Origin of the sequence: Kitasatospora sp. NPDC056327, assembly GCF_042261735.1 — a bacterium.
In the GTDB taxonomy this organism is placed as follows: domain Bacteria; phylum Actinomycetota; class Actinomycetes; order Streptomycetales; family Streptomycetaceae; genus Kitasatospora.
Genome location: NZ_JBHJRC010000170.1, coordinates 1 through 18,034 on the forward strand (window position 1 = coordinate 1; position 18,034 = coordinate 18,034).

The window sequence follows — 18,034 nt, forward strand, 5'->3', positions numbered from 1 at the left end:
CCTGGGTCGACGCGCACCTGCTGCCCGTCCCCGACACGGCGCTGGAGACGATGTCGGCCGTCTCCGCCGAGTCCGGGTGGACGGGCCCGCGCCGGTGTGCCGGGAGGCCGGGGTTACGGCCGGTGGCTCACTTGTTGATGCAGGTGTTGCCGAAGGCCGGGTTGAGCGCCCCGAGGATGTTGATCGAGTTGCCGCAGATGTTGATCGGGATGTGCACCGGGATCTGGATCTGGTTGCCGGACAGGACACCGGGGGAGTTCGCGGCCACGCCGTGGGCGACGGAGTCGGCGGCGGCGGTGCCGGCGCCCGCCAGCAGGGCGGCCGACGCGAGGACGCCGGCGGCGAGGGCGGTGCGAGTGCGCATGTCTCTCCTTGAAGATGGGGTTGGCAGATCAGAGCACCAATCACACCGGTGGAGTGCCGGGATCCCCGCGCATTGGGCGGATCGGGGGCGTGTCCCCGCCCGCTCGTGCCCCCGCGCGTCCGCGCGCGCCGCTGCGTACCCGCACAGCCCCCGTCCGCCCGGGGCCTCAGTCGGCCGGGAGGTCCTGCTCGGCCCAGATGGTCTTGCCCTGCCGGGTGTAGCGGCTGCCCCAGCGGGTGGTGAGCTGGGCGACCAGGTAGAGCCCCCGGCCGCCCTCGTCGGTGAGGCGGGCCCGGCGCATCCGGGGCTGGGTGGCGCTGGGGTCGGAGACCTCGCAGGTCAGCCGCTCGGCGAGGATCAGCCGCACGCCGACCGGGCCGCCCGCGTAGCGGATCGCGTTGGTGACCAGCTCGCTCAGCACCAGCTCGGTGGTGAACATCAGCTCCTCCAGCCCCCAGGTCCGCAGCTGCTCGCTCGCGGCCTCGCGGACCCGGGCGACCCCCGCCGGGTCCGCGTCCAGCGTCCACCCCGCGGTGGCCTCGGCCGGGACCTCCCGGGTGCGGGCCAGCAGCAGGGTGACGTCGTCGGTGAGCCGGTGGGCGGGGAGGTCGGCGACCAGGTCCCGGCCGAGCTCGCGCAGCGGGGCTCCGGCCGGGGTGACCGCCCCGTCCGGCGGGGAGGCCGCGGCGCCGAGCCGGTGGGCCAGCTCGTCCATGCCCTCCTCCAGGTCGTCCGCGTACCCCAGGAGCAGGCCGTCCGTGTAGAGCGCGAGCAGGCTGCCGGGTTCCAGTTCGACCTCGGTGACCTCGAACGGGAGCCCGCTCACGCCGAGCGGCGGGCCCGGCCGGACCTGCACGTAGGTCACCCGGCCGTCCGGTGTCGCGACGGCGGGCGGCGGGTGCCCGGCGGAGGCCATCGCGCAGCGCCGGGACACCGGGTCGTACACCGCGTACACGCAGGTGGCGCCGAACGGCACGGTCTGCTGCTCGTCCGCCCCCTCCGGGCCCGCCTCGGTCCACACGCCGTGGCCCACCGGGGGCAGCGAGGCCGCGTCCGGGCCGTCCATGGCGCCCGTACCCGCGTCGATGCCGTCCTCGTCGGGGCGTTCGGCCTCCACCATCAGCTGGGCGACCAGGTCGTCGAGGTGCACCAGCAGCTCGTCCGGCTCCAGGTCGAGGTCGGCCAGCGTCCGGACGGCGGTGCGCAGCCGGCCCATGGTGGCGCTGGCGGCCAGCCCGTGCCCGACCACGTCCCCCGCGACCAGCGCGACCCGGGCGGAGGACAGCGGGATCACGTCGAACCAGTCGCCGCCGATCCCACTGGCGGTGTCGGTCGGCAGGTAGACGCTCGCGGTGGAGACGGCGGTGGTCTCGGCCTGCGAGGGCGGCAGCAGGCTGCGCTGGAGGCCGACGGCGGCGCGGTGCTCGCGGGCGTAGCGGCGGGCGTTGTCCAGCGCGAGGGCGGCGCGGTCGGCGATCTCGCGCAGCAGTTCCTGGTCGGCCGGCAGGTACGGCGGCCGGTGCGGGGCCCGTCGCACGGTCACCCGGCCGAGCAGCATGCCGCCGGCCCGCAGCGGGACGCTCATCGCGGCGGGGGCCTCGGTGCGGGAGCCCGGTTCGGCGGGGTCGGCGCGCACGGTCGCGCCGGTGGGCGGGGCGTCGGGGCCGGGGCCGGCGGTGGCGACGGCGGCGCGGCGCAGCGGCACCAGGCCGTCCCGCCCGGGGGCGGCCTCGCCGCCGGTGAACACCGCCTCGGCCACGTCGACCACGGCCAGGTCGGCGAGCCCCGGGACGGCGCCGCCGTCCGCCTGCGCGCCCGCGGCCCCCTCGGCGGGAGCGGCCAGGACGGTGGCCAGCTCCTCCGCCGTCGCGGTGACCGACAGCGAGCCGCCGACGGCCGCGGTGGCCCGGTGCAGCAGGGCGAGCCGTTCGCCGGACCGGTGCAGCTCGGTGACGTCGGTGAACAGCGCGGTCACCCCGATGACCTGTCCGTCGGGGGCCGCCAGCCGGAACGCGGAGATCGCCATCACCGCGCCGCCGGCCGGGTCCTCGATGGTGCGGACGATCTCCTCCGCGCCGATCAGCGGCCGGCCGGTGCGCAGCACGTCGCGCAGCCCGCGTTCGACGGCGGCGGCGTCCTGCGGCTGGAGGAAGTCGCCGAGGCGCCGCCCGCGCAGGTCCGGCGGGAGGCCGCTGTAGGGGAGCAGATGGGTGTTGGTGCGCACCAGGCGCAGCCGCTCGTCGAAGACGGCCAGGCCGACCCGGTCCTGGAGGAAGAGCTCGCGGGTGAACGCCTGGTCCTGGCGGGAGCGGGCGATCTGCGGGGTGGGGGCGGCGAGCACGAAGTACCGGGGGACGGCGGTGCGGTCGGCGCCGGACGGCGGGTCGCCGTCCAGCGGCAGGACCTGGTAGGAGAGCGAGAGCCGTTCGCCCCGTCCGGAGCGCAGCACCGCCTCGCCGGACCAGCCCTCGGTGCGCTGGCCTTCGCTGAGCTCGGACATCGCGGGCCACTGCCCGGGGTCGTCGAGCAGGTCGTGCACCCGGCGGCCGTGGACCTGGGCGGCGCTCAGCGCGAGCAGCCGTTCCGCCTCCGGGGTCCAGCGGACGATGCGGCCGTCCGCGTCGAGCAGGGCTCCGACGGCGTTGACGACGAAGGGGGATCGGCCGCGGTGCAGGGCGTCCGCCGTGTCCATCCGGTCCGCTCCTCTCCGTCGGCGGGATCACTGCCGCGACCTCTCCATCATCCCCCGGCCCGGCGAGCCCGCCAGTCACGCCCGGCGGGCGGCGGCGAGGAGGCGGTGCGCGGGGGGTTCTCGGGCGCCCGCTCTTATTGTAATCTCCGTCAACAAGCGGGGCGGGCGGGCTCCCCGCACAGGCCACGCACCTGACGGAGGCAGCCATGGCCCACCCGGCCGAACCCACTCCCACTCCCACCCCCGCCCCGGCCCGGTCCGGCCGCGGCCCCGATCGCGCCCCCGGTACCGCCCGGGCCGGTACCCCGGAGGGCGAGGACGTCGCCCGGCGGCTGCTCGGCTCCGCCGCGGCGCTCTCCTGCGACCCGGCCACCGAGATCGACTGGGACGCCCCGCTCCCGCCGGAGCACTACGGGCTCAACCCCGAGTGGAGCACCCTCTACGGCACCGCGCTCTGGGCGGAGATGACCGAGGAACAGCGGGTCACCCTCACCCGCCACGAGGTCGGCTCGATCATGACCACCGGCATCTGGTTCGAGATGATCCTGCAGCAGCTGGTGCTGCGCGACCAGTACCTCAAGGACCCCGCCGGGGCCGGGTTCCGCTTCGCGCTCACGGAGATCGCCGACGAGTGCCGGCACTCGATCATGTTCGCCCGCGCCTGCGAGCGGATGGGTGTCCCCGCGTACCGGCCCCACCCGGTGGTCGCCCAGGCCGGGCGCGCCTTCAAGGCCCTCGCCCGCGGCGAACTCGCCTACGGCGGAATCCTGGTGGCGGAGGAGGTGCTGGACGTCATGCAGCGCGACTGGATGCGCGGCGAGAACGTCCTCGGCATCGTCCGCGGGACCTCCCGGATCCACGTGGTCGAGGAGTCCCGGCACATGAAGTTCGCCCGCCAAGAGATCCGCGACCGGCTGCGCGGGGCCGGCGCCTTGCGCCGCCGCAACGCCGCCTTCGGCATCGCGGCCGGGGCCTTCGTCATCGTGACCAGCATGGTGCACCCGTCCGTGTACGGGGCGGCCGGGCTGGACACCGCGCGGGCGCTCGCCGAGGTCCGCGCCAGTGGGCACCGCCGGGCCATGATGCGCACCAGCAGCCGTCACCTGATGGCCTTCCTCGCCGAGAACGGTCTGCTCACCGGCCCCGCGACCGCGCTCTACCGGCGCATCCACATGCTCTGAACCCCTTCCCCGGCCCCGAGCCCCCAGCAGCGAGGACCCCACCCCCGCCATGGCCTACGCGATCACCCGGACCTGCTGCAACGACGCCTCGTGCGTGTCCGTCTGCCCGGTCAACTGCATCCACCCCACCCCGGACGAACCGGAGTTCGGCCGCACCGACCTGCTGTACGTCGACCCGGCCGCCTGCATCGACTGCGGCGCCTGCGCGGACGCCTGCCCGGTCGACGCGGTCGTCCCGGTCGACGCGCTCGTCCCGGCCGACCGGCCGGCCGGGCCCGGCGCCGTCCACGCCGGACTCGGCCGGGACTGGTACCGCGACCACCCCACCGACCACGCCTGGGGCGCGCCCGTCTTCCCCCGCAGCCTGTCCGTCGGGCTCGACCCCGGCGGCCGGCCGGGCCGCGCCGCCCGCCGGCGCCCCGCCCCGCCGCGGGTCGCCGTCGTCGGCACCGGGCCGTCCGCGGGCTACACCGCGCAGGCGCTGCTGCGCTCCACCGGCGCGGAGATCACCATGATCGACCGGCTGCCGGTGACCGGCGGGCTGCTGCGCCACGGCGTCGCCCCGGACCACGGGTCGACCAGGCGGATCGCCGAGGGCTTCGCCGCCGTCCTCCGCGACCCGCGCGTGCGGCTGCACCTCAACGTCGAGGTCGGCACCGACCTCCTGCACGCCGAACTCGCCGCCCACCACCACGCGGTGGTGTACGCGGTCGGGGCCGCCGCCGACCGCCGGCTCGGCGTGCCCGGCGAGGACCTGCCCGGCAGCCTGCCCGCCGTCCGCCTCGTCCACTGGTACAACGCCGAGCCGACGGTGCCCGCCGGCGCCGTCGCCCTGGACGCCGGGACGGGCGCGGGCGCCGAACGGGCCGTGGTGGTCGGCAACGGCAACGTCGCGGTCGACATCGCCCGGATCCTGCTCACCGGCCCGGACGCGCTCGCCGGCACCGACATCGCCGACCACGCGCTCGCCGCGCTGCGGCGCAGCCGGGTCCGGGAGGTCGTCCTGCTCGCCCGGCGCGGGCCCGGGCAGGCGGCGTGGACCGCGCCCGAGTTCCTCGCCCTCACCCGGCTCCCGGGCGTGGAGGTGGTGGTGGACGACCACCCGGAGGTCCGCGCCGCCCTGGCCGGGGCCGCCGGGGGCTCCCACGAGGCCCTGCTCGCCGGCCTCCCGCTGGTGCGGGTGGACGGCACGGCGCCGCCCCGGCCGGGCCGGCGGATCGTGCTGCGTTTCCACGCCGCGCCGGCCGAACTCCTCGGCGGCGGACGGGTCGAGGCCGTCCGGCTCGCCGACGGCGGCCTGCTGCACGCCGGGCTGGTCGTCCGTTCGATCGGCACCCGGGGCGTTCCCCTCCCCGGCCTGCCCTTCGACGAGGCGGCCGGCGCCGTCCCGCGCAGCGGCGCGCGCGTCCTCGACCCGGCCACCGGTCGGCCGCTGCCCGGCACCTACCTGGTCGGCTGGGCCAAGCGCGGGCCCTCCGGCGGCATCGGTGCCAACCGGGTCTGCGCCGAGGAGACCGTGCACGCCCTCCTGGACGACGCGGAGGCGGGCGTGCTGCCCGTCCCGGCCGGCGGCCGCAGGGCCTTCGACCGGCTGGTCCGAGCGCGCCGCCCCGACGCGCTCGGCCTGCGCCAGTTGCGCGCCATCGACCGCGCCGAGCGCGCCCGGGGCGAGGCGGCCGGCCGTCCCCGGGTCAGACTCTCCACCGTCCCCGCCCTGCTGGCCGCGGCGCGCCGCTGAGCCGGGCACCGGGACGGGGCCGCGGTGCGCTGCCGCCGGCGGGGTGTGGCCGGCCCGCCGTGCGGCACCGGGCGGCGGCGTCAGCTGAACAGGACGGAGAAGTCCAGCGGGGTCACCAGGTACGTGCCGGTGACCGGGTCGTGGGCGTGCAGCAGCGCGGTGCGCCCGGCCGGGATGACGGGGTCGCCGGGCGGGGTGCGGACCGGCAGGAGCGCGGGCGAGCCGTCGTCGGTGGCGGCCTCGGCCCAGCCGGAGGTGGCGGTGGCGCCGCCCGGGAGGATCGCGCAGACGCGGCCGACCAGCGGGAAGGGCTCGCAGGCACCGAGGTCCCCGGGCAGGTCGTCCGGCAGGTCCTCGGGCGCGGGCCCGGCGGGTGCCGGCTCGGCGGGGGACGCGTCGGCGCGCGCGCCCCGCAGACCGGCCGGGCGGCCTACGCCGTGTCCCCCGGACACGGCGTCGGCCCCCAGACTGCCGAGTAGCGCCAGCAGCCAGTACTCGGCGGTCACCAGCAAGGTCGGAAAGCCTGGCGCGGCCTTCGATTTCCCCCGCATTCCGCCCCGTCCCCCCGCTCCCCGTTGGGCACCGGACCCCCGGCGCCGAGGTGATCCTGTCAGGCGGATTGCCTCCGCACACTGCCAGGATCCGGCAATCTTGACGGTGTTTTGACACCTGAAAATATCCGGTAACGGTAAGCAACTCCCAGGCCCTTGAAACGTTCAATATGGAACGTTCACGAGCGGAGCGGCTGGTCGGGCCAGTCGAGCAGGCGCGCACCCATCACGGCGGTCTCCAGGGTGTAGCGGTGCAGCGCGTCCGCCGGGTCGTAACCGGTGAGGTCACGGATGCGTTCCAGCCGGTAACCGAGCGCCCGTACGCTCAGGCCGAGCCGCCGGGCGGTCTCCGCGTTCACGTACCCGGCCTCCGCCTGGACGGTGATGGTCTCCATCAGCGGACGGGCGCCGCCCCGCGCGGAGGTGAGCGGACCGAGCACGGTGCGCACCAGGTCGCCCATCGCGGCCCGGTCCCGCATCAGCACCGGGAAGACCAGCAGCTCCTCGGCGCGCAGCCGCTTCGCCGGCAGCTCCAGCCGGTCCGCGTACTCCAGCGCGCCGAGCGCCTCCTCGTAGCTGCGCACGATGCCGCCCGTCCCGGCGTGCCGGCGCCCGGTGGCCACCCGCTCGGCGGGCTGGTAGCCGGGGCCGGGACGCATGGCCAGGTCGGTGAAGGTGCCGAGGACGGCCAGCTCGCCGTCGGAGACGATGCAGACCAGCCGTCCGTCCCGGACGGCCAGCAGCAGGGTGCGGTCGTCGTAGCGGCCGGTCAGCTCCCGCAGCACCCGGTGCGCGGCGGGCCCGCCCTCCAGGTACGGTTCGGCGGCGACGGCGACCGCCACGGTGTACCCGGCGGCCAGCCGCAGGCCGAACCGCTCGGCGCGCTCGGCGAGCCGGCCGAGGTCGGAGCGTCCGTGCAGCAGGTCGTTGACCAGTTCGCGCCGGTTGGCCTCCTCCTGACGGACGGCCATCCGCTGGGCGCGCTCGTGACCCTCGGCGAGGGCGCCGAGGGCGGCCTGGATGGCGGCGAGCACGGCGTCGCCGGTGCGGCGCAGTTCGGCGGCGGTGAGCGCGGAGACCCCGGGGAGCGTCTGCCAGGCGGCGCGGGTGGCGCCGAGGCAGCCGCCGACCAGTTCGCGCAGGCCGTGGCCGGCCTCGGCGCCGCGCTCGCCGAGGTCGCGCAGCCGCTCCAGTTCGGCGCGGCGCAGCAGGCGGCCGGTGCGGGAGACGTCGGTGAGCAGGTCCAGACAGTGGTGGGACAGCTCGTTGGGGATGTCGGCCGCGCCTGTTCCGTTGGCCACCGTCATGTCCTCGCGTCCCGCCCCGGTCCCTTGCTGTGGTCCGGCCCGCAGGTGTTCCCGCGGGCCGGCCGATCGGTCTTTCCGCTGGTCAGCCGGTCGGTCCGGTCGCCGGTGGGACACCGCCGGCCGGGTTGTCGGCTGCTCAGGCGGGGCATGCTACCGGGTCGGCGCCGCGGCCGTCCCGGCTTCCGCCCGGCCGGCCCCGGGGCCCGCCGGGAGACCCCGGGGGAGAACGCCGCGGCCGGCCGCCGGAGGAGGGCCCGGGGAGTGCCCGGGCGGCGCCGGACCGGCCCGCTACGCACCCTCCGGCGTCAGCGGCCGGTGGCAGGCGACGGTCCGCCCGGCCCCCGCCTCCCGCAGCGCCGGCACCTCGGCCGCGCAGCGCTCGTCGGCGAACGGGCAGCGGGTGCGGAACCGGCAGCCGGACGGCGGGTCGAGCGGGGACGGCGGGTCGGCCGGCAGCAGCCCGGTCGCGCCGAGCGGCCGCCCGGGCTCCGGGACGGCCGCGAGCAGCGCGGCGGTGTACGGGTGGGCGGGGGCGGCGAGCACCTCCTCGGTGGGCCCCTGCTCGCAGAGCCTCCCGAGGTGGAGCACCGCGATGTCGTCGCTGACGGCGCGCACCACCCCGAGGTTGTGGGAGATGAACAGGCTCGCCAGACCGCGCTCCTCGGTGAGCCGGCGCAGCAGGTTGAGGACGGTCGCCTGGGCGGAGACGTCGAGGGCGGAGACGGCCTCGTCGGCGATCAGCACCCGCGGCCGGGCGGCGAGCGCGCGGGCGATGGCCACCCGCTGGGCCTGACCGCCGGAGAGCTGGGCGGGGCGGCGGTCGCCGAACAGCGCGACCGGCAGGCCGACCGCCTCCAGCTGCTCGGTGACCACGGCCGCGCGGTCCACCGCCGGGTCCGGGTGGGCGTCCAGCGGCTCGGCGACCAGGTCGCGGACGGTGCGGCGCGGGTTGAGCGAGGACACCGGGTCCTGGAACACCATCTGCAGCCGGGGACGCACCGCCCGCAGGGCGCGCGGGGCGAGCGCGGCGAGGTCGGTGCCGTCCAGGGTGACGGTGCCGGTGGTGGGCGGCGGCAGCCGCAGCAGGGCCTTGGCGATGCTGCTCTTGCCCGAGCCGGACTCGCCGACCAGGGCGAGGGTGCGGCGTTCGTGCAGGGTCACGTCGACGCCGCTGACGGCGTGCAGCGGGCCGGAGCGGGTGCGGTGGACCACGGACAGTCCGGTGGCCCGCAGCACGACGGGGGACGCCCCGGCCCCGGGCGCGGGGACGGCGGCCGCTTCGGGGGACTTCGCGGTGGGGGTCATGCGGCGGTCTCCTCGACCGGGGCGGCGGGCGCGAGCGGGAAGTGGCAGACGGCGGTGTGCCCGGCCGCGGCCCGGTGCACCGGCGGCGCGTCGGTCGAGCAGACGGACCGGGCGCGCTCGCAGCGCGGTGCGAACGGGCAGCCGGGGTCCGGCCGCGAGAGGTCCGGCGGCGAGCCGGCCACGGCGGGCAGGGTGCGCCGCAGCGGCCCGGTGACCCGGGGCACCGAGCGCAGCAGCGCGGCGGTGTACGGGTGGGCGGGGTTCCCGGTGACCTCCTCGGTGGGGCCGGTCTCGACGATCCGGCCGCCGTACATGACGGCGATCCGGCGGGCCCGGCCGTAGAGCAGACCGATGTCGTGGGTGATCAGCAGGGTCGCCAGGCCACGGGTCTCGCGGTGCCGGTCGAGCAGGTCCAGCACGGTGCGCTGGACCGTGACGTCGAGCGCGGTGGTGGGTTCGTCGGCGAGCAGCAGCGCGGGGGAGCCGGCCAGCGCGGCGGCGATGCCGACCCGCTGGCGCAGTCCGCCGGACAGTTCGTGCGGGTAGGCGCGGGCGCGCCGGGCCGGGTCGGGGACGTCGACGGCGGCGAGCAGTTCGGCGGCGGTGCGCAGCCGTTCGCGGCGGGGGATCCGGCGCCGGTTGGTGAGCGACTCGGTGACCTGGTCGGCGATCCGGACGACCGGGTTGAGCGAGGTCATCGGATCCTGGTGGACCATCGCGACGCCGGTGCCGAGGAGTTCGGCGCGCCGGGCGGCGGTGGCGGTCAGCAGCTCCTCGCCGTTCAGCAGGACCGAGCCGGTGGCGGTGGCCCGGGTGGTGCGCGGGTGGACGCCGAGCACGGTGCGGGCCAGCACGGACTTGCCGGAGCCGGACTCGCCGACGACGCCGAGGCACTCGCCCGCGTCGATGGTGAGGCCGACGCCGTGCAGCACGTGCAGGTCCCGGCCGTCGGGGGTGTGCAGGGTGGTGTCGAGCGAACGGACCTCCAGGACCGGGGTCATCCTCGCCCTCCCTTCGAACGCAGGTGTTCGCCCAGGTAGTTGAGGGCGAGGACGGTCAGGCAGAGCACCGCCGCCGGGGCGAGCGAGATCCACGGGGCGCTGCCGAGGGTGGTCCGGCCCTCGGCGATGATGCCGCCCCAGGACGGCTCCGGCGGGCGCAGCCCGAAGCCGAGGAAGCTGAGCGAGCCCTCGGCGACGATGGAGACGGTGGTGGCGGTGAACGCGAAGGTCAGCGCGACGGGGGCGACGTGCGGCACCACCTCGCGGCGCAGGATGCGCAGCGGCGCGGTGCCGATCATCCGGGCGGCCTGGACGAAGCCGCGCTCGCCGAGCGAGAGCACCACCGCGCGCACCACCCGGGTGAAGTGCGGGACGGTGAACAGGCCGATCAGGGCGCCGATCACGGTCAGGCCGGGCCCCCGCAGCGAGACCGCGATCATCACCAGGATCAGGGTGGGGACGGACATCAGCAGATCGGTGGCGAAGCCGATCAGCCTGTCGACCGGCCCGCGGAACCAGCCCGCCGCCAGGCCGAGCGCCCCGCCGCCGAGCAGGCCGACCGCGATGGTCAGCCCGGCGACGGAGAACGAGGCCCGGGCCCCGGCCACGGTCCGCTGGAGGACGTCGCGCCCGGCGGCGTCGGTGCCCAGCCAGTGGCCGGGGCCGGGCGCGGCGGACGGGTTGGCGAAGTCGCCGCGCAGCGGGTCGAAGCCGGGCAGCAGCGGGAACAACACGGCGGCGGTCACGACGACGGCCAGCCAGGTGCAGGCGGCCAGGACCCCGGCGGGCGGGCGGCGCCGCGCCGCTGCCTTGCGCGGCGCGCGGGTCGGAACGGTCTCAGCGACGCTCATCGGCGATCCTCGGGTCGATCGTGCGGTACAGCAGGTCCACGGCGAAGGTGGCCGCCACCACGGCGACGGCGCTGACCACCACCACGCCCTGCACCACCGGGAAGTCGCGGCCGTTGATCGCCCCGGAGACCAGGGTGCCGACGCCGGGCACCGCGAACAGCGACTCGACCAGCACCGAGCCGCCGAGCGACGTCCCGACGCCGATGCCGACGAGGGTGACCAGCGGCAGCGAGGAGGGCCGAAGGGTGCGGCGCAGCAGCAGCCGCACGGTGCCCATGCCGCGGCTGCGGGCGGCGGCGACGTAGGTCTGGTCGAGGGTCTCCAGCAGCTGGCCGCGCAGGGTGCGGGTGAACACCGCGGCCTCGGTGAGGCCGAGGGTGAGCGCGGGCAGCACCAGGTGGCGCAGGTTCTCCAGCGGGTTCTCGGTGAACGGGGTCCAGCCGGTGGCCGGCAGGATCCGCAGCTGGACGGCGGCGAGCCAGATCAGCAGCAGGCCGAGCACGAAGCCGGGCACGGCGAGCCAGACGAACGCGCCGGCGGTGGCGATCCGGTCGACCGCGCCGCCCGGCCGCCAGGCCGACCAGAGCGCGACCGGCAGGGCCAGACCGATCGCCACCACCTGGGCGGCGACGAAGAGTTCGAGGGTGACCGGGATCCGGTCGGCGAGCTCGGTGGTGACCGCGACGCCGTTGGAGAGGGAGTGGCCGAGGTCGCCGTGGAGGGCGTCGCCGAGCCAGCGCCAGGTGGCGGCGAACACGTTCTCGTCCAGCCCCAGCTTCGCCTCGTAGGCGGCGACCTGCTCGGGCGTGGCGGTGGGGCCGAGCGCGGCCAGGGCGGGGGAGCCGGGCATCAGCTTCGGGAACGAGAGCGCCGCGACGGTGACCAGCAGGAGCACCGCGGCGGCCCGGCCGAGCTGTCCCGCGGCCCGCCCCGCGGTTCGGAGCGCGGGCGTCACTTCTTCACCCAGAGCCCGGCCGGGGAGACGTTGACGACGGTCCGCCCGGAGAGGTCGGGCAGGCCGCCGGTCCTGGCCGAGGCCAGGAAGCCGACCGGGTTCTCGGTGAGGAAGAGGACCGGCGCCTCGTCGACGACCGCCTGCGCGGCCTTCTGGTAGGCGAGGGCCCGCCGGGCCGGGTCGACGGTGGCGCGCCCGGCGGCGATCGCCTGTCCGGCCTCGGCGTTGGTCCAGCCGGAGAAGTTGTAGGGGGAGTCCGGCCCGAAGAGGTTGGCCAGCGCGGTGTCGGTGTCGCCGAACATGCTGGTGACGAAGTCCATGACCTGGAACTGGCGCTGGTACATCGCGGTGCCCAGGCTCGCCTGGTCCAGCGGCTTGATGGTCATCCGCACGCCGATGTCGGCGAACATCTGCTGGAGCACGGTGGCGCGCTGCTGGCCCTCGGGCCGGCTGTCCACGAGGTACTCGAAGGAGAGGTCGGAGTGGCCGGCCTCGGCGAGCAGGGCGCGGGCCCGGGCCGGGTCCTTCGCCGGGTAGGCGGCGGTGCCGCGGTAGGGGGAGGCGGAGCCGATCGGGCCGTCGGAGAGCCTGCCCTGGTCGAGGTGGACGATCTTCTCGACGGCCGCGCGGTCCACCGCGTACTGCAGCGCCCGGCGCACCCGCACGTCGTCGAAGGGGGCGGCCCTGGTGTTGATCAGCACGGTGGAGGTGGAGCCGGGGCCGGTGGCCGTGCGCAGCCCGTCGCCGGGGGCCTGCCGGTACTGGGCGGCGGTCTCGGTCCAGACGAGGTCGGTGTCGCCGGAGCGCAGCGACTGGTAGCGGCTGTCGGTGTCGGGCAGCACCTTGTAGACGAGCTTGTCGGCGTGGCCCTTGGCGCCCCAGTAGGAGGGGTTGCGCACCAGGGTGGCGGAGACGCCCGGCTGCACGCTCTCCAGGGTGTAGGGGCCGGAGCCGACGGCCGGGGTGCCGTCCCCGGCGGGCGCCTCGGAGACGTAGCCGAGGGACCGGGTGAACAGGCTGGGGAAGGCGGCGTTCGGGGACTTCAGGGTGAAGGCGACGGAGGTCGGGGAGTTCACCGTCATGGCGCCGATGACGGCGGCGTCGGCGGCGCACGAGCACTTGGCCTCGGGCTTGGCGAGGCGGTTGACGTGGTCGACGACGGCCTGTGCGTCGAGCGGCCTGCCGTCGCTGAAGGTGACGCCCTCGCGCAGCTCCAGCGTCCAGCCGGCGGCGTCCGCGGTGGGGGTGAACGCCTTGGCCAGGTAGGGCTGGACGGTGCCGTTGTCGCCGTTGACCATCAGCGGGTCGTAGAGCGCGTTCGCCAGGATCATCATCGGCATCGCGGTGAGGCCGGAGTCGGCCGGGTCGAGCCTGGCGAACGGACGGTCGAGGCCGATCCGCAGGGTGCCGCCGTCGACGGCGGGGCCGTCGTCCGCGGGCGCCGAGCCGGTCGCGGGGGATCCGCCGGCGAGGTTGTCGTCGGAGGCCGAGCAGGCGCCGGCGCCGAGCGCGAGGGCGGCCGTGCAGACCGCGGATGCCAGAACGTGCGTGTGCCGCTTCATGGGTCCTCGTGGCTTCGGGGGAGAGGGTTCTTCGGAGGGGGAGGTCGGTGGATCCGGCCGTGCCGGACGCCGACGGACACCACCTTTTTTAAGTGGCACAACTGCCAATTGGCAGTTGTGCAAACTTCATGTGACGAACGGTCGACGACTTGGCGCTCGGCTTGAGCGGGCCCTGCCGGGCGTGATTGCGTACGGACCACGGCCGCGTGCGGCCGGACAGTCGACGAACGCGGTGCCCGCGACGGGCGGGCCCGAGGAGGGGCGAGCGGGTATGCAGGGGCAGGGGACGGACACCGTGGCGGAGCCCGGACTGCGTGACCGGAAGCGGGCGCGGACCAGGCAGGCCATCCGCACGGCGGGGCTCGACCTCTTCGAGGAGCAGGGCTTCGAGGGCACCACGGTGGACCAGATCTGCCGCCGGGCCGACGTCGCCCACCGGACCTTCTTCCGCTACTACGAGTGCAAGGAGGCGCTGCTCTTCGGGATGGACTTCGGCACCGCCTTCCTGGACGCCTTCGCCGCCGCCCCCGGCGGGCTGGAGCTCTGGGAGGCCTTCCGGCACGCCGGCGGCGCCGTCGACGGCCACCTGGAGGAGCCGGCCGAGCACACCGTGCGGCGCCGGGAGCTGCGGCGCCGGTTCATCGGGATCCGCAGCGTGCGCGACTTCGCGCTGGTCATGATCGACACCTTCTCCCAGCGGGCGGCGGCGATCGCGGCCGAGCGGCTGGACGTCGACCCGCTGGCCGACCTGCGGCCGCAGGCGTTCGCGGCGCTGATGGCCGGCATGACCCGGCGGCAGGTCGTCAACGGCAACGACATGCGCCCGCTGGAGGAATGGGTGGAGGCGTTCCGGGGCCTGCTCGTGGCCTACGCGGCGCCCGCCCCGGCGGCGCCCGCCGGAGCCGTCCGGTGAGCGTCTACCGGGCGGGCCCCGGGCCGCCGCCCGGCTCGCGGTAGTGCAGCACGAACCGCGCGCTGCTGCCGTCGATGCGCCGCCGCACGTACAGCGCGGGCGTGCCGTCCGGCGTGCAGCTGACGCCCTCGCGGACCAGCAGCGGGGTGCCCGGCGGCACCCCGAGCAGCTCCGCGTCGGCGAGGTCCGCGCCGATCGCGCCGAACGCCCGCCAGTCGTACTCCAGTTCCACCCCGGCCGCCCGGGCCAGGTCGAGCACCATGTTGCCGGGGCGGCCCGGCCGCAGCAGCCCGTCCGGCAGCGGTCCGGACGGCACCCAGTAGCTGCTCACCACCCGGGGCCGGCCGGCCAGCCTGATCACCGTGTCCACCCGGGACAGCTCCTCGGTGCCGCGCCCCAGCTGCCGGGCCGCCTCGTCGTCCTCGACGGAGCCGGCCACCGGCGGCGCGGCGACCACGAACTCGCCGTCCCCGGCCGTCTCCGGTGCTTCCGCGTCGAGCGGCAGCCCGCTGTGCACGCTGCCGAGGTCGAACCGCTGGCTGCGCGGGTCGACCGCGATCGACACCCGCACGGCCGGCGGACGGACGAAGGTCCCGACGCCGCGCCGGATCTCCAGCACGGCGGCCCGCTCCAGTTCGGCCACCGCCTGCCGGACGGTCAGCCGGTTGACGCCGAACTCGGTGCTCAGCTCCGGCTCGCTGGGCAGCCGGGAGCCCGCCGGGTACGTCCCGGCGTCGATGCGCTCCTGGAGCTGCCGGGCCAGCCGGCGGTACAGCGGTGTCTCGGTTCGGTGCGTCGCCACGCGCCGGATCCTACGGGGCCGGGTGGCGGCTTCCGTCCCCGGTCGTCCTGGTGTTCGTCCCGGTGTCGCTTGCCCGGCACCCCTCTCTCCGGGTAGACATCTAGACGTCTAGATGTCCTGCCCTCCCCGCTCCTCCGAGTCGTCACCCCCACCCCCGCACCACCGAAAGGCCCCGCCATGACCCTGGTCAACTTCCGCGACCCCGCCGCCCTCGCCGACCCGGAGGGCCGCTGGATCCGCCCGGGCGTGCTCCACCGCTCCGCCCAGCCCTACCCGGCCGACGACGCCGCGATCGTCGAGCAGCTGAACGCCGCCGGCGTCCGCACGATCATCGACCTGCGCGGCGACTCCGAGTGCGAGGACGCCGACTGGGCGCGGTCCCGGGCCGCCGGCATCGAGGTGGTCGCCGCCCGCGTCCAGCCCACCGGTCCCGGGCTGGAGGCCGCCATGAAGGACATGGCCACCGACGCGGACCTCGGCCTCTTCTACCTGCTGATGGCCGAGTCCGCCCCCGAGGCGGTGAAGCTCGCCGTCGAGGCCGCCGCCCGCCCCGGCGCCCTGCTGGTGCACTGCGCCGCCGGCAAGGACCGCACGGGCTGGCTGACCGCCCTGCTGCTCGACCTGCTCGGCGTCCCCGCCGAGGAGATCGTCGCCGACTACCACCGCACCACCGCGGCGCTGCCGCAGATCTTCGAGGGCCTGGCCGAGCGCAACCGCGCCGCCCTGAACGACTACCACGCGGGCTCGCTGACCGTTCCCCGCCCGCTGCTGGAGGCCCCGGCCGGCGCCATGGCCGCCTTCCTGGAGCTGGTCGACGCGCGCTACGGCGGCACCGAGGGCCTCCTCGCCCACTGCGGGGTGGACGCCGCGACCGTCGAGGCCTTCCGGGCCAAGGCCGCCGCCGGCGCGACCACCGCCGGAGTGACGGCATGAGGGCCCTGCTGCACCACACCGACGGCACGCCGTTCCGCGACCTCAACCACAACGGCACCATGGAGCCCTACGAGGACCCGCGGCTGCCCGTCGAGGAGCGCGTCGAGGACCTCCTCTCCCGGATGACCCTGGAGGAGAAGGCCGCGCAGATGTTCGTCGGCCGGATGATCGCCGGGAACACGGGCCCCTTCCCGTCCGGCGACCACCTGATCACCGAGCGCGGCCTCACCTCCTTCGGCATGACGATGGTGCCCGACGCCCGCGCGATGGCCGAGTGGAACAACCACGTCCAGGACCTCGCCGCCGCGGGCCGCCTCGGGATCCCGGTCACCCTCGCCTCCGACCCCCGGCACGGCTTCACCACCAACCCCGCCACCGCCTTCGCCGGCGGCGGCTTCTCGGTCGGCCCCGAGCCGATCGGCCTCGGCGCCACCGACGACCCGGAGCTGGTCGAGGAGTACACCGCGCTGATCGGCCGCGAACTGCGCGCCGTCGGCATCCGGGTCGCCATCCACCCGATGGCCGACCTCGCCACCGAGCCGCGCTGGGCCCGGATCAGCGGCACCTTCGGCGAGGACCCCGAGCGGGTCTCCCGGATCATCGCCGCCTACATCCGCGGCCTCCAGGGCGAGCGGATCGGGCCGGACAGCGTCGCCTGCATGACCAAGCACTTCCCCGGCGGCGGCCCGCAGCACAAGGGCGAGGACTCGCACTTCGCGGCCGGCCGCAGCCTGGTCTACCCGGGCGGCGCCCTGGAGCGGCACCTGCGCCCCTTCGAGGCCGCGTTCGAGGCCGGCACCGCGCAGATCATGCCCGCCTACGCGATCCCGGCCGGCTCCGGGCTCAGTGAGGTCGGCGCCAACTTCAACCACGACGTCATCACCGGCCTGCTGCGCGGCAGGTACGGCTTCGACGGCGTGGTGTGCACCGACTTCAACGCCATCACCGGCATGGAGATCCCCGGCATCGTCAGCCTGCCGCCGCGGCACTGGGGCGTCGAGGAGCTGTCGGTGCCCGAGCAGGTCGCGATGACCCTGCACGCCGGGGCCGACCAGCTCGGCGGCGAGACCGACCCCGGGCTGATCCTCGGCGTGGTCCGCTCCGGCGCCGTCACCGAGGCCCGCCTCGACGAGTCGGTCCGCCGCATCCTGCGCGACAAGTTCCGCCTCGGCCTGTTCGACGACCCGTACGTGGACGCCGACGCCGCCGCCTCGCTGGTCGGCGCCCCGGCCGGCCGCGCGCTCGGCCGCAGGGTCCAGGCCGCCTCGCTGGTCCGCCTCGCCGGCCGGCCGCTGACCGGGGAGCGGATCTACGTCGAGGGCGTGGACGCCGGGACGGCGGCCCGCTACGGGACCGTCGTCGAGCGCCCGGAGGACGCCGACGTCGCCGTCGTCCGCCTCGCCACGCCGTACGAGAAGCGCGAGGGGATGCTGGAGCAGCACTTCCACACCGGCACCCTGGAGTTCGCAGCGGAGGAGGCGGCCCGGATCACCGCGCTCGCCGGCACCGTCCCCACCGCCGTCGTCGCCCTGCTCGAACGCCCCGCCGTGCTGACCCCGCTCGCGCCCCACGCGGCCCTGCTGGTCGGCGAGTTCGGCGCGTCGGACGAGGTCGTCCTGGACGCGGTGCTCGGCCGCGCCCCGATGACCGGCACCCTGCCGTTCGACCTGCCCCGCTCCGACGCCGCCGTCGAGGCCTCCCGCGAGGACGTGCCCTTCGACACCGCCGACCCGCTCTTCCCCTGCGGCCACCCCACCGCCCCGCGCCCGGCCTGAGCCGCGCCGCGCGGAACCGGGGGAGCGGGCGGCGGCCTCGTCGGTGTCACCGTAGAACTCGCTGATGCCCATGGCACCGAAGCCCTGGACGCCGACCTCCGGTC

General features: G+C 76.1%; 15 protein-coding genes. 5 read left to right on the forward strand and 10 right to left on the reverse strand.

Translation table 11 applies throughout. The features are described from left to right. Nucleotides 1-127 precede the first annotated feature (127 nt). Together ACFCX4_RS23120 and ACFCX4_RS23125 are read right to left on the reverse strand one after the other, a co-directional pair. Nucleotides 128-364, reverse strand: coding sequence for a chaplin (locus tag ACFCX4_RS23120; RefSeq protein ID WP_376145348.1), 237 nt, complete (start codon nucleotides 362-364; stop codon nucleotides 128-130). 166 nt (nucleotides 365-530) lie between these two features. Beyond that, the gene (locus ACFCX4_RS23125) at nucleotides 531-3,056 is read right to left on the reverse strand and encodes a SpoIIE family protein phosphatase (protein ID WP_376145350.1); all 2,526 of its coding nucleotides are present in this window, start codon (nucleotides 3,054-3,056) and stop codon (nucleotides 531-533) included. A 206-nt stretch (nucleotides 3,057-3,262) separates the two neighbouring features. Between ACFCX4_RS23125 and ACFCX4_RS23130 the strand changes: the two genes are divergently transcribed. Next, the gene (locus ACFCX4_RS23130) at nucleotides 3,263-4,237 is read left to right on the forward strand and encodes a diiron oxygenase (protein WP_376145352.1); all 975 of its coding nucleotides are present in this window, start codon (nucleotides 3,263-3,265) and stop codon (nucleotides 4,235-4,237) included. Nucleotides 4,238-4,286: 49 nt separating this feature from the next. Continuing rightward, complete coding sequence (locus ACFCX4_RS23135) at nucleotides 4,287-5,975, forward strand: FAD-dependent oxidoreductase (protein WP_376145354.1); 1,689 nt, start codon at nucleotides 4,287-4,289, stop codon at nucleotides 5,973-5,975. An 80-nt stretch (nucleotides 5,976-6,055) separates the two neighbouring features. Here the strand turns inward: ACFCX4_RS23135 and ACFCX4_RS23140 are convergent, their stop codons facing one another. From ACFCX4_RS23140 to ACFCX4_RS23170, 7 genes are all read right to left on the reverse strand, one after another. Further along, a complete protein-coding gene (locus tag ACFCX4_RS23140; protein WP_376145356.1) occupies nucleotides 6,056-6,487 on the reverse strand; it encodes a hypothetical protein in 432 nt (143 codons plus the stop codon). Nucleotides 6,488-6,705: 218 nt separating this feature from the next. Next, a complete protein-coding gene (locus ACFCX4_RS23145) occupies nucleotides 6,706-7,827 on the reverse strand; it encodes a PucR family transcriptional regulator (protein WP_376145358.1) in 1,122 nt (373 codons plus the stop codon). A gap of 294 nt (nucleotides 7,828-8,121) precedes the next feature. Then, nucleotides 8,122-9,138 carry an ABC transporter ATP-binding protein gene (locus ACFCX4_RS23150; protein ID WP_376145360.1) on the reverse strand — a complete coding sequence of 339 codons (1,017 nt, stop codon included), beginning with the start codon at nucleotides 9,136-9,138 and terminating at the stop codon, nucleotides 8,122-8,124. Next, nucleotides 9,135-10,139: an ABC transporter ATP-binding protein gene (locus ACFCX4_RS23155; RefSeq protein WP_376145362.1), complete on the reverse strand. Its 1,005-nt coding sequence runs from the start codon at nucleotides 10,137-10,139 to the stop codon at nucleotides 9,135-9,137. Before ACFCX4_RS23155 ends, ACFCX4_RS23150 begins: the two co-directional genes overlap by 4 nt. Beyond that, entirely contained in the window at nucleotides 10,136-10,990 is an 855-nt protein-coding gene (locus ACFCX4_RS23160; protein WP_376145364.1) for an ABC transporter permease, read from the reverse strand. The genes ACFCX4_RS23155 and ACFCX4_RS23160 overlap by 4 nt, the downstream gene beginning before the upstream one ends. Then, nucleotides 10,977-11,945 carry an ABC transporter permease gene (locus ACFCX4_RS23165; RefSeq protein ID WP_376145366.1) on the reverse strand — a complete coding sequence of 323 codons (969 nt, stop codon included), beginning with the start codon at nucleotides 11,943-11,945 and terminating at the stop codon, nucleotides 10,977-10,979. Before ACFCX4_RS23165 ends, ACFCX4_RS23160 begins: the two co-directional genes overlap by 14 nt. Then, nucleotides 11,942-13,507: an ABC transporter substrate-binding protein gene (locus tag ACFCX4_RS23170; protein ID WP_376145368.1), complete on the reverse strand. Its 1,566-nt coding sequence runs from the start codon at nucleotides 13,505-13,507 to the stop codon at nucleotides 11,942-11,944. Before ACFCX4_RS23170 ends, ACFCX4_RS23165 begins: the two co-directional genes overlap by 4 nt. Before the next feature lie 271 nt (nucleotides 13,508-13,778). Here ACFCX4_RS23170 and ACFCX4_RS23175 point away from each other — a divergent pair, with 271 nt between their 5' ends. Continuing rightward, on the forward strand, nucleotides 13,779-14,420 hold the full coding sequence (locus tag ACFCX4_RS23175) for a TetR family transcriptional regulator (RefSeq protein ID WP_376145370.1): 642 nt from the start codon (nucleotides 13,779-13,781) through the stop codon (nucleotides 14,418-14,420). A gap of 4 nt (nucleotides 14,421-14,424) precedes the next feature. On the opposite strand, the gene ACFCX4_RS23180 is transcribed toward ACFCX4_RS23175, so the two are convergent. Then, nucleotides 14,425-15,222: a GntR family transcriptional regulator gene (locus tag ACFCX4_RS23180; RefSeq protein ID WP_376145371.1), complete on the reverse strand. Its 798-nt coding sequence runs from the start codon at nucleotides 15,220-15,222 to the stop codon at nucleotides 14,425-14,427. Nucleotides 15,223-15,399: 177 nt separating this feature from the next. On the opposite strand from ACFCX4_RS23180, the gene ACFCX4_RS23185 reads away from it, so the two are divergent. Both ACFCX4_RS23185 and ACFCX4_RS23190 read left to right on the forward strand, forming a co-directional pair. Further along, the gene (locus tag ACFCX4_RS23185; RefSeq protein WP_376145373.1) at nucleotides 15,400-16,155 is read left to right on the forward strand and encodes a tyrosine-protein phosphatase; all 756 of its coding nucleotides are present in this window, start codon (nucleotides 15,400-15,402) and stop codon (nucleotides 16,153-16,155) included. Next, entirely contained in the window at nucleotides 16,152-17,930 is a 1,779-nt protein-coding gene (locus ACFCX4_RS23190; RefSeq protein ID WP_376145375.1) for a glycoside hydrolase family 3 protein, read from the forward strand. Before ACFCX4_RS23185 ends, ACFCX4_RS23190 begins: the two co-directional genes overlap by 4 nt. The last annotated feature ends 104 nt before the right edge of the window (nucleotides 17,931-18,034 follow it).

What these genes read in the sequence shown, in the direction of transcription:
- ACFCX4_RS23120 (WP_376145348.1), bottom strand. Translation starts at nt 364, where the DNA reads ATGCGCACTCGCACCGCCCTCGCCGCCGGCGTCCTCGCGTCGGCCGCC.
- ACFCX4_RS23125 (WP_376145350.1), bottom strand. Translation starts at nt 3,056, where the DNA reads ATGGACACGGCGGACGCCCTGCACCGCGGCCGATCCCCCTTCGTCGTC.
- ACFCX4_RS23130 (WP_376145352.1), top strand. Translation starts at nt 3,263, where the DNA reads ATGGCCCACCCGGCCGAACCCACTCCCACTCCCACCCCCGCCCCGGCC.
- ACFCX4_RS23135 (WP_376145354.1), top strand. Translation starts at nt 4,287, where the DNA reads ATGGCCTACGCGATCACCCGGACCTGCTGCAACGACGCCTCGTGCGTG.
- ACFCX4_RS23150 (WP_376145360.1), bottom strand. Translation starts at nt 9,138, where the DNA reads ATGACCCCCACCGCGAAGTCCCCCGAAGCGGCCGCCGTCCCCGCGCCC.
- ACFCX4_RS23155 (WP_376145362.1), bottom strand. Translation starts at nt 10,139, where the DNA reads ATGACCCCGGTCCTGGAGGTCCGTTCGCTCGACACCACCCTGCACACC.
- ACFCX4_RS23160 (WP_376145364.1), bottom strand. Translation starts at nt 10,990, where the DNA reads ATGAGCGTCGCTGAGACCGTTCCGACCCGCGCGCCGCGCAAGGCAGCG.
- ACFCX4_RS23170 (WP_376145368.1), bottom strand. Translation starts at nt 13,507, where the DNA reads ATGAAGCGGCACACGCACGTTCTGGCATCCGCGGTCTGCACGGCCGCC.
- ACFCX4_RS23175 (WP_376145370.1), top strand. Translation starts at nt 13,779, where the DNA reads ATGCAGGGGCAGGGGACGGACACCGTGGCGGAGCCCGGACTGCGTGAC.
- ACFCX4_RS23185 (WP_376145373.1), top strand. Translation starts at nt 15,400, where the DNA reads ATGACCCTGGTCAACTTCCGCGACCCCGCCGCCCTCGCCGACCCGGAG.
- ACFCX4_RS23190 (WP_376145375.1), top strand. Translation starts at nt 16,152, where the DNA reads ATGAGGGCCCTGCTGCACCACACCGACGGCACGCCGTTCCGCGACCTC.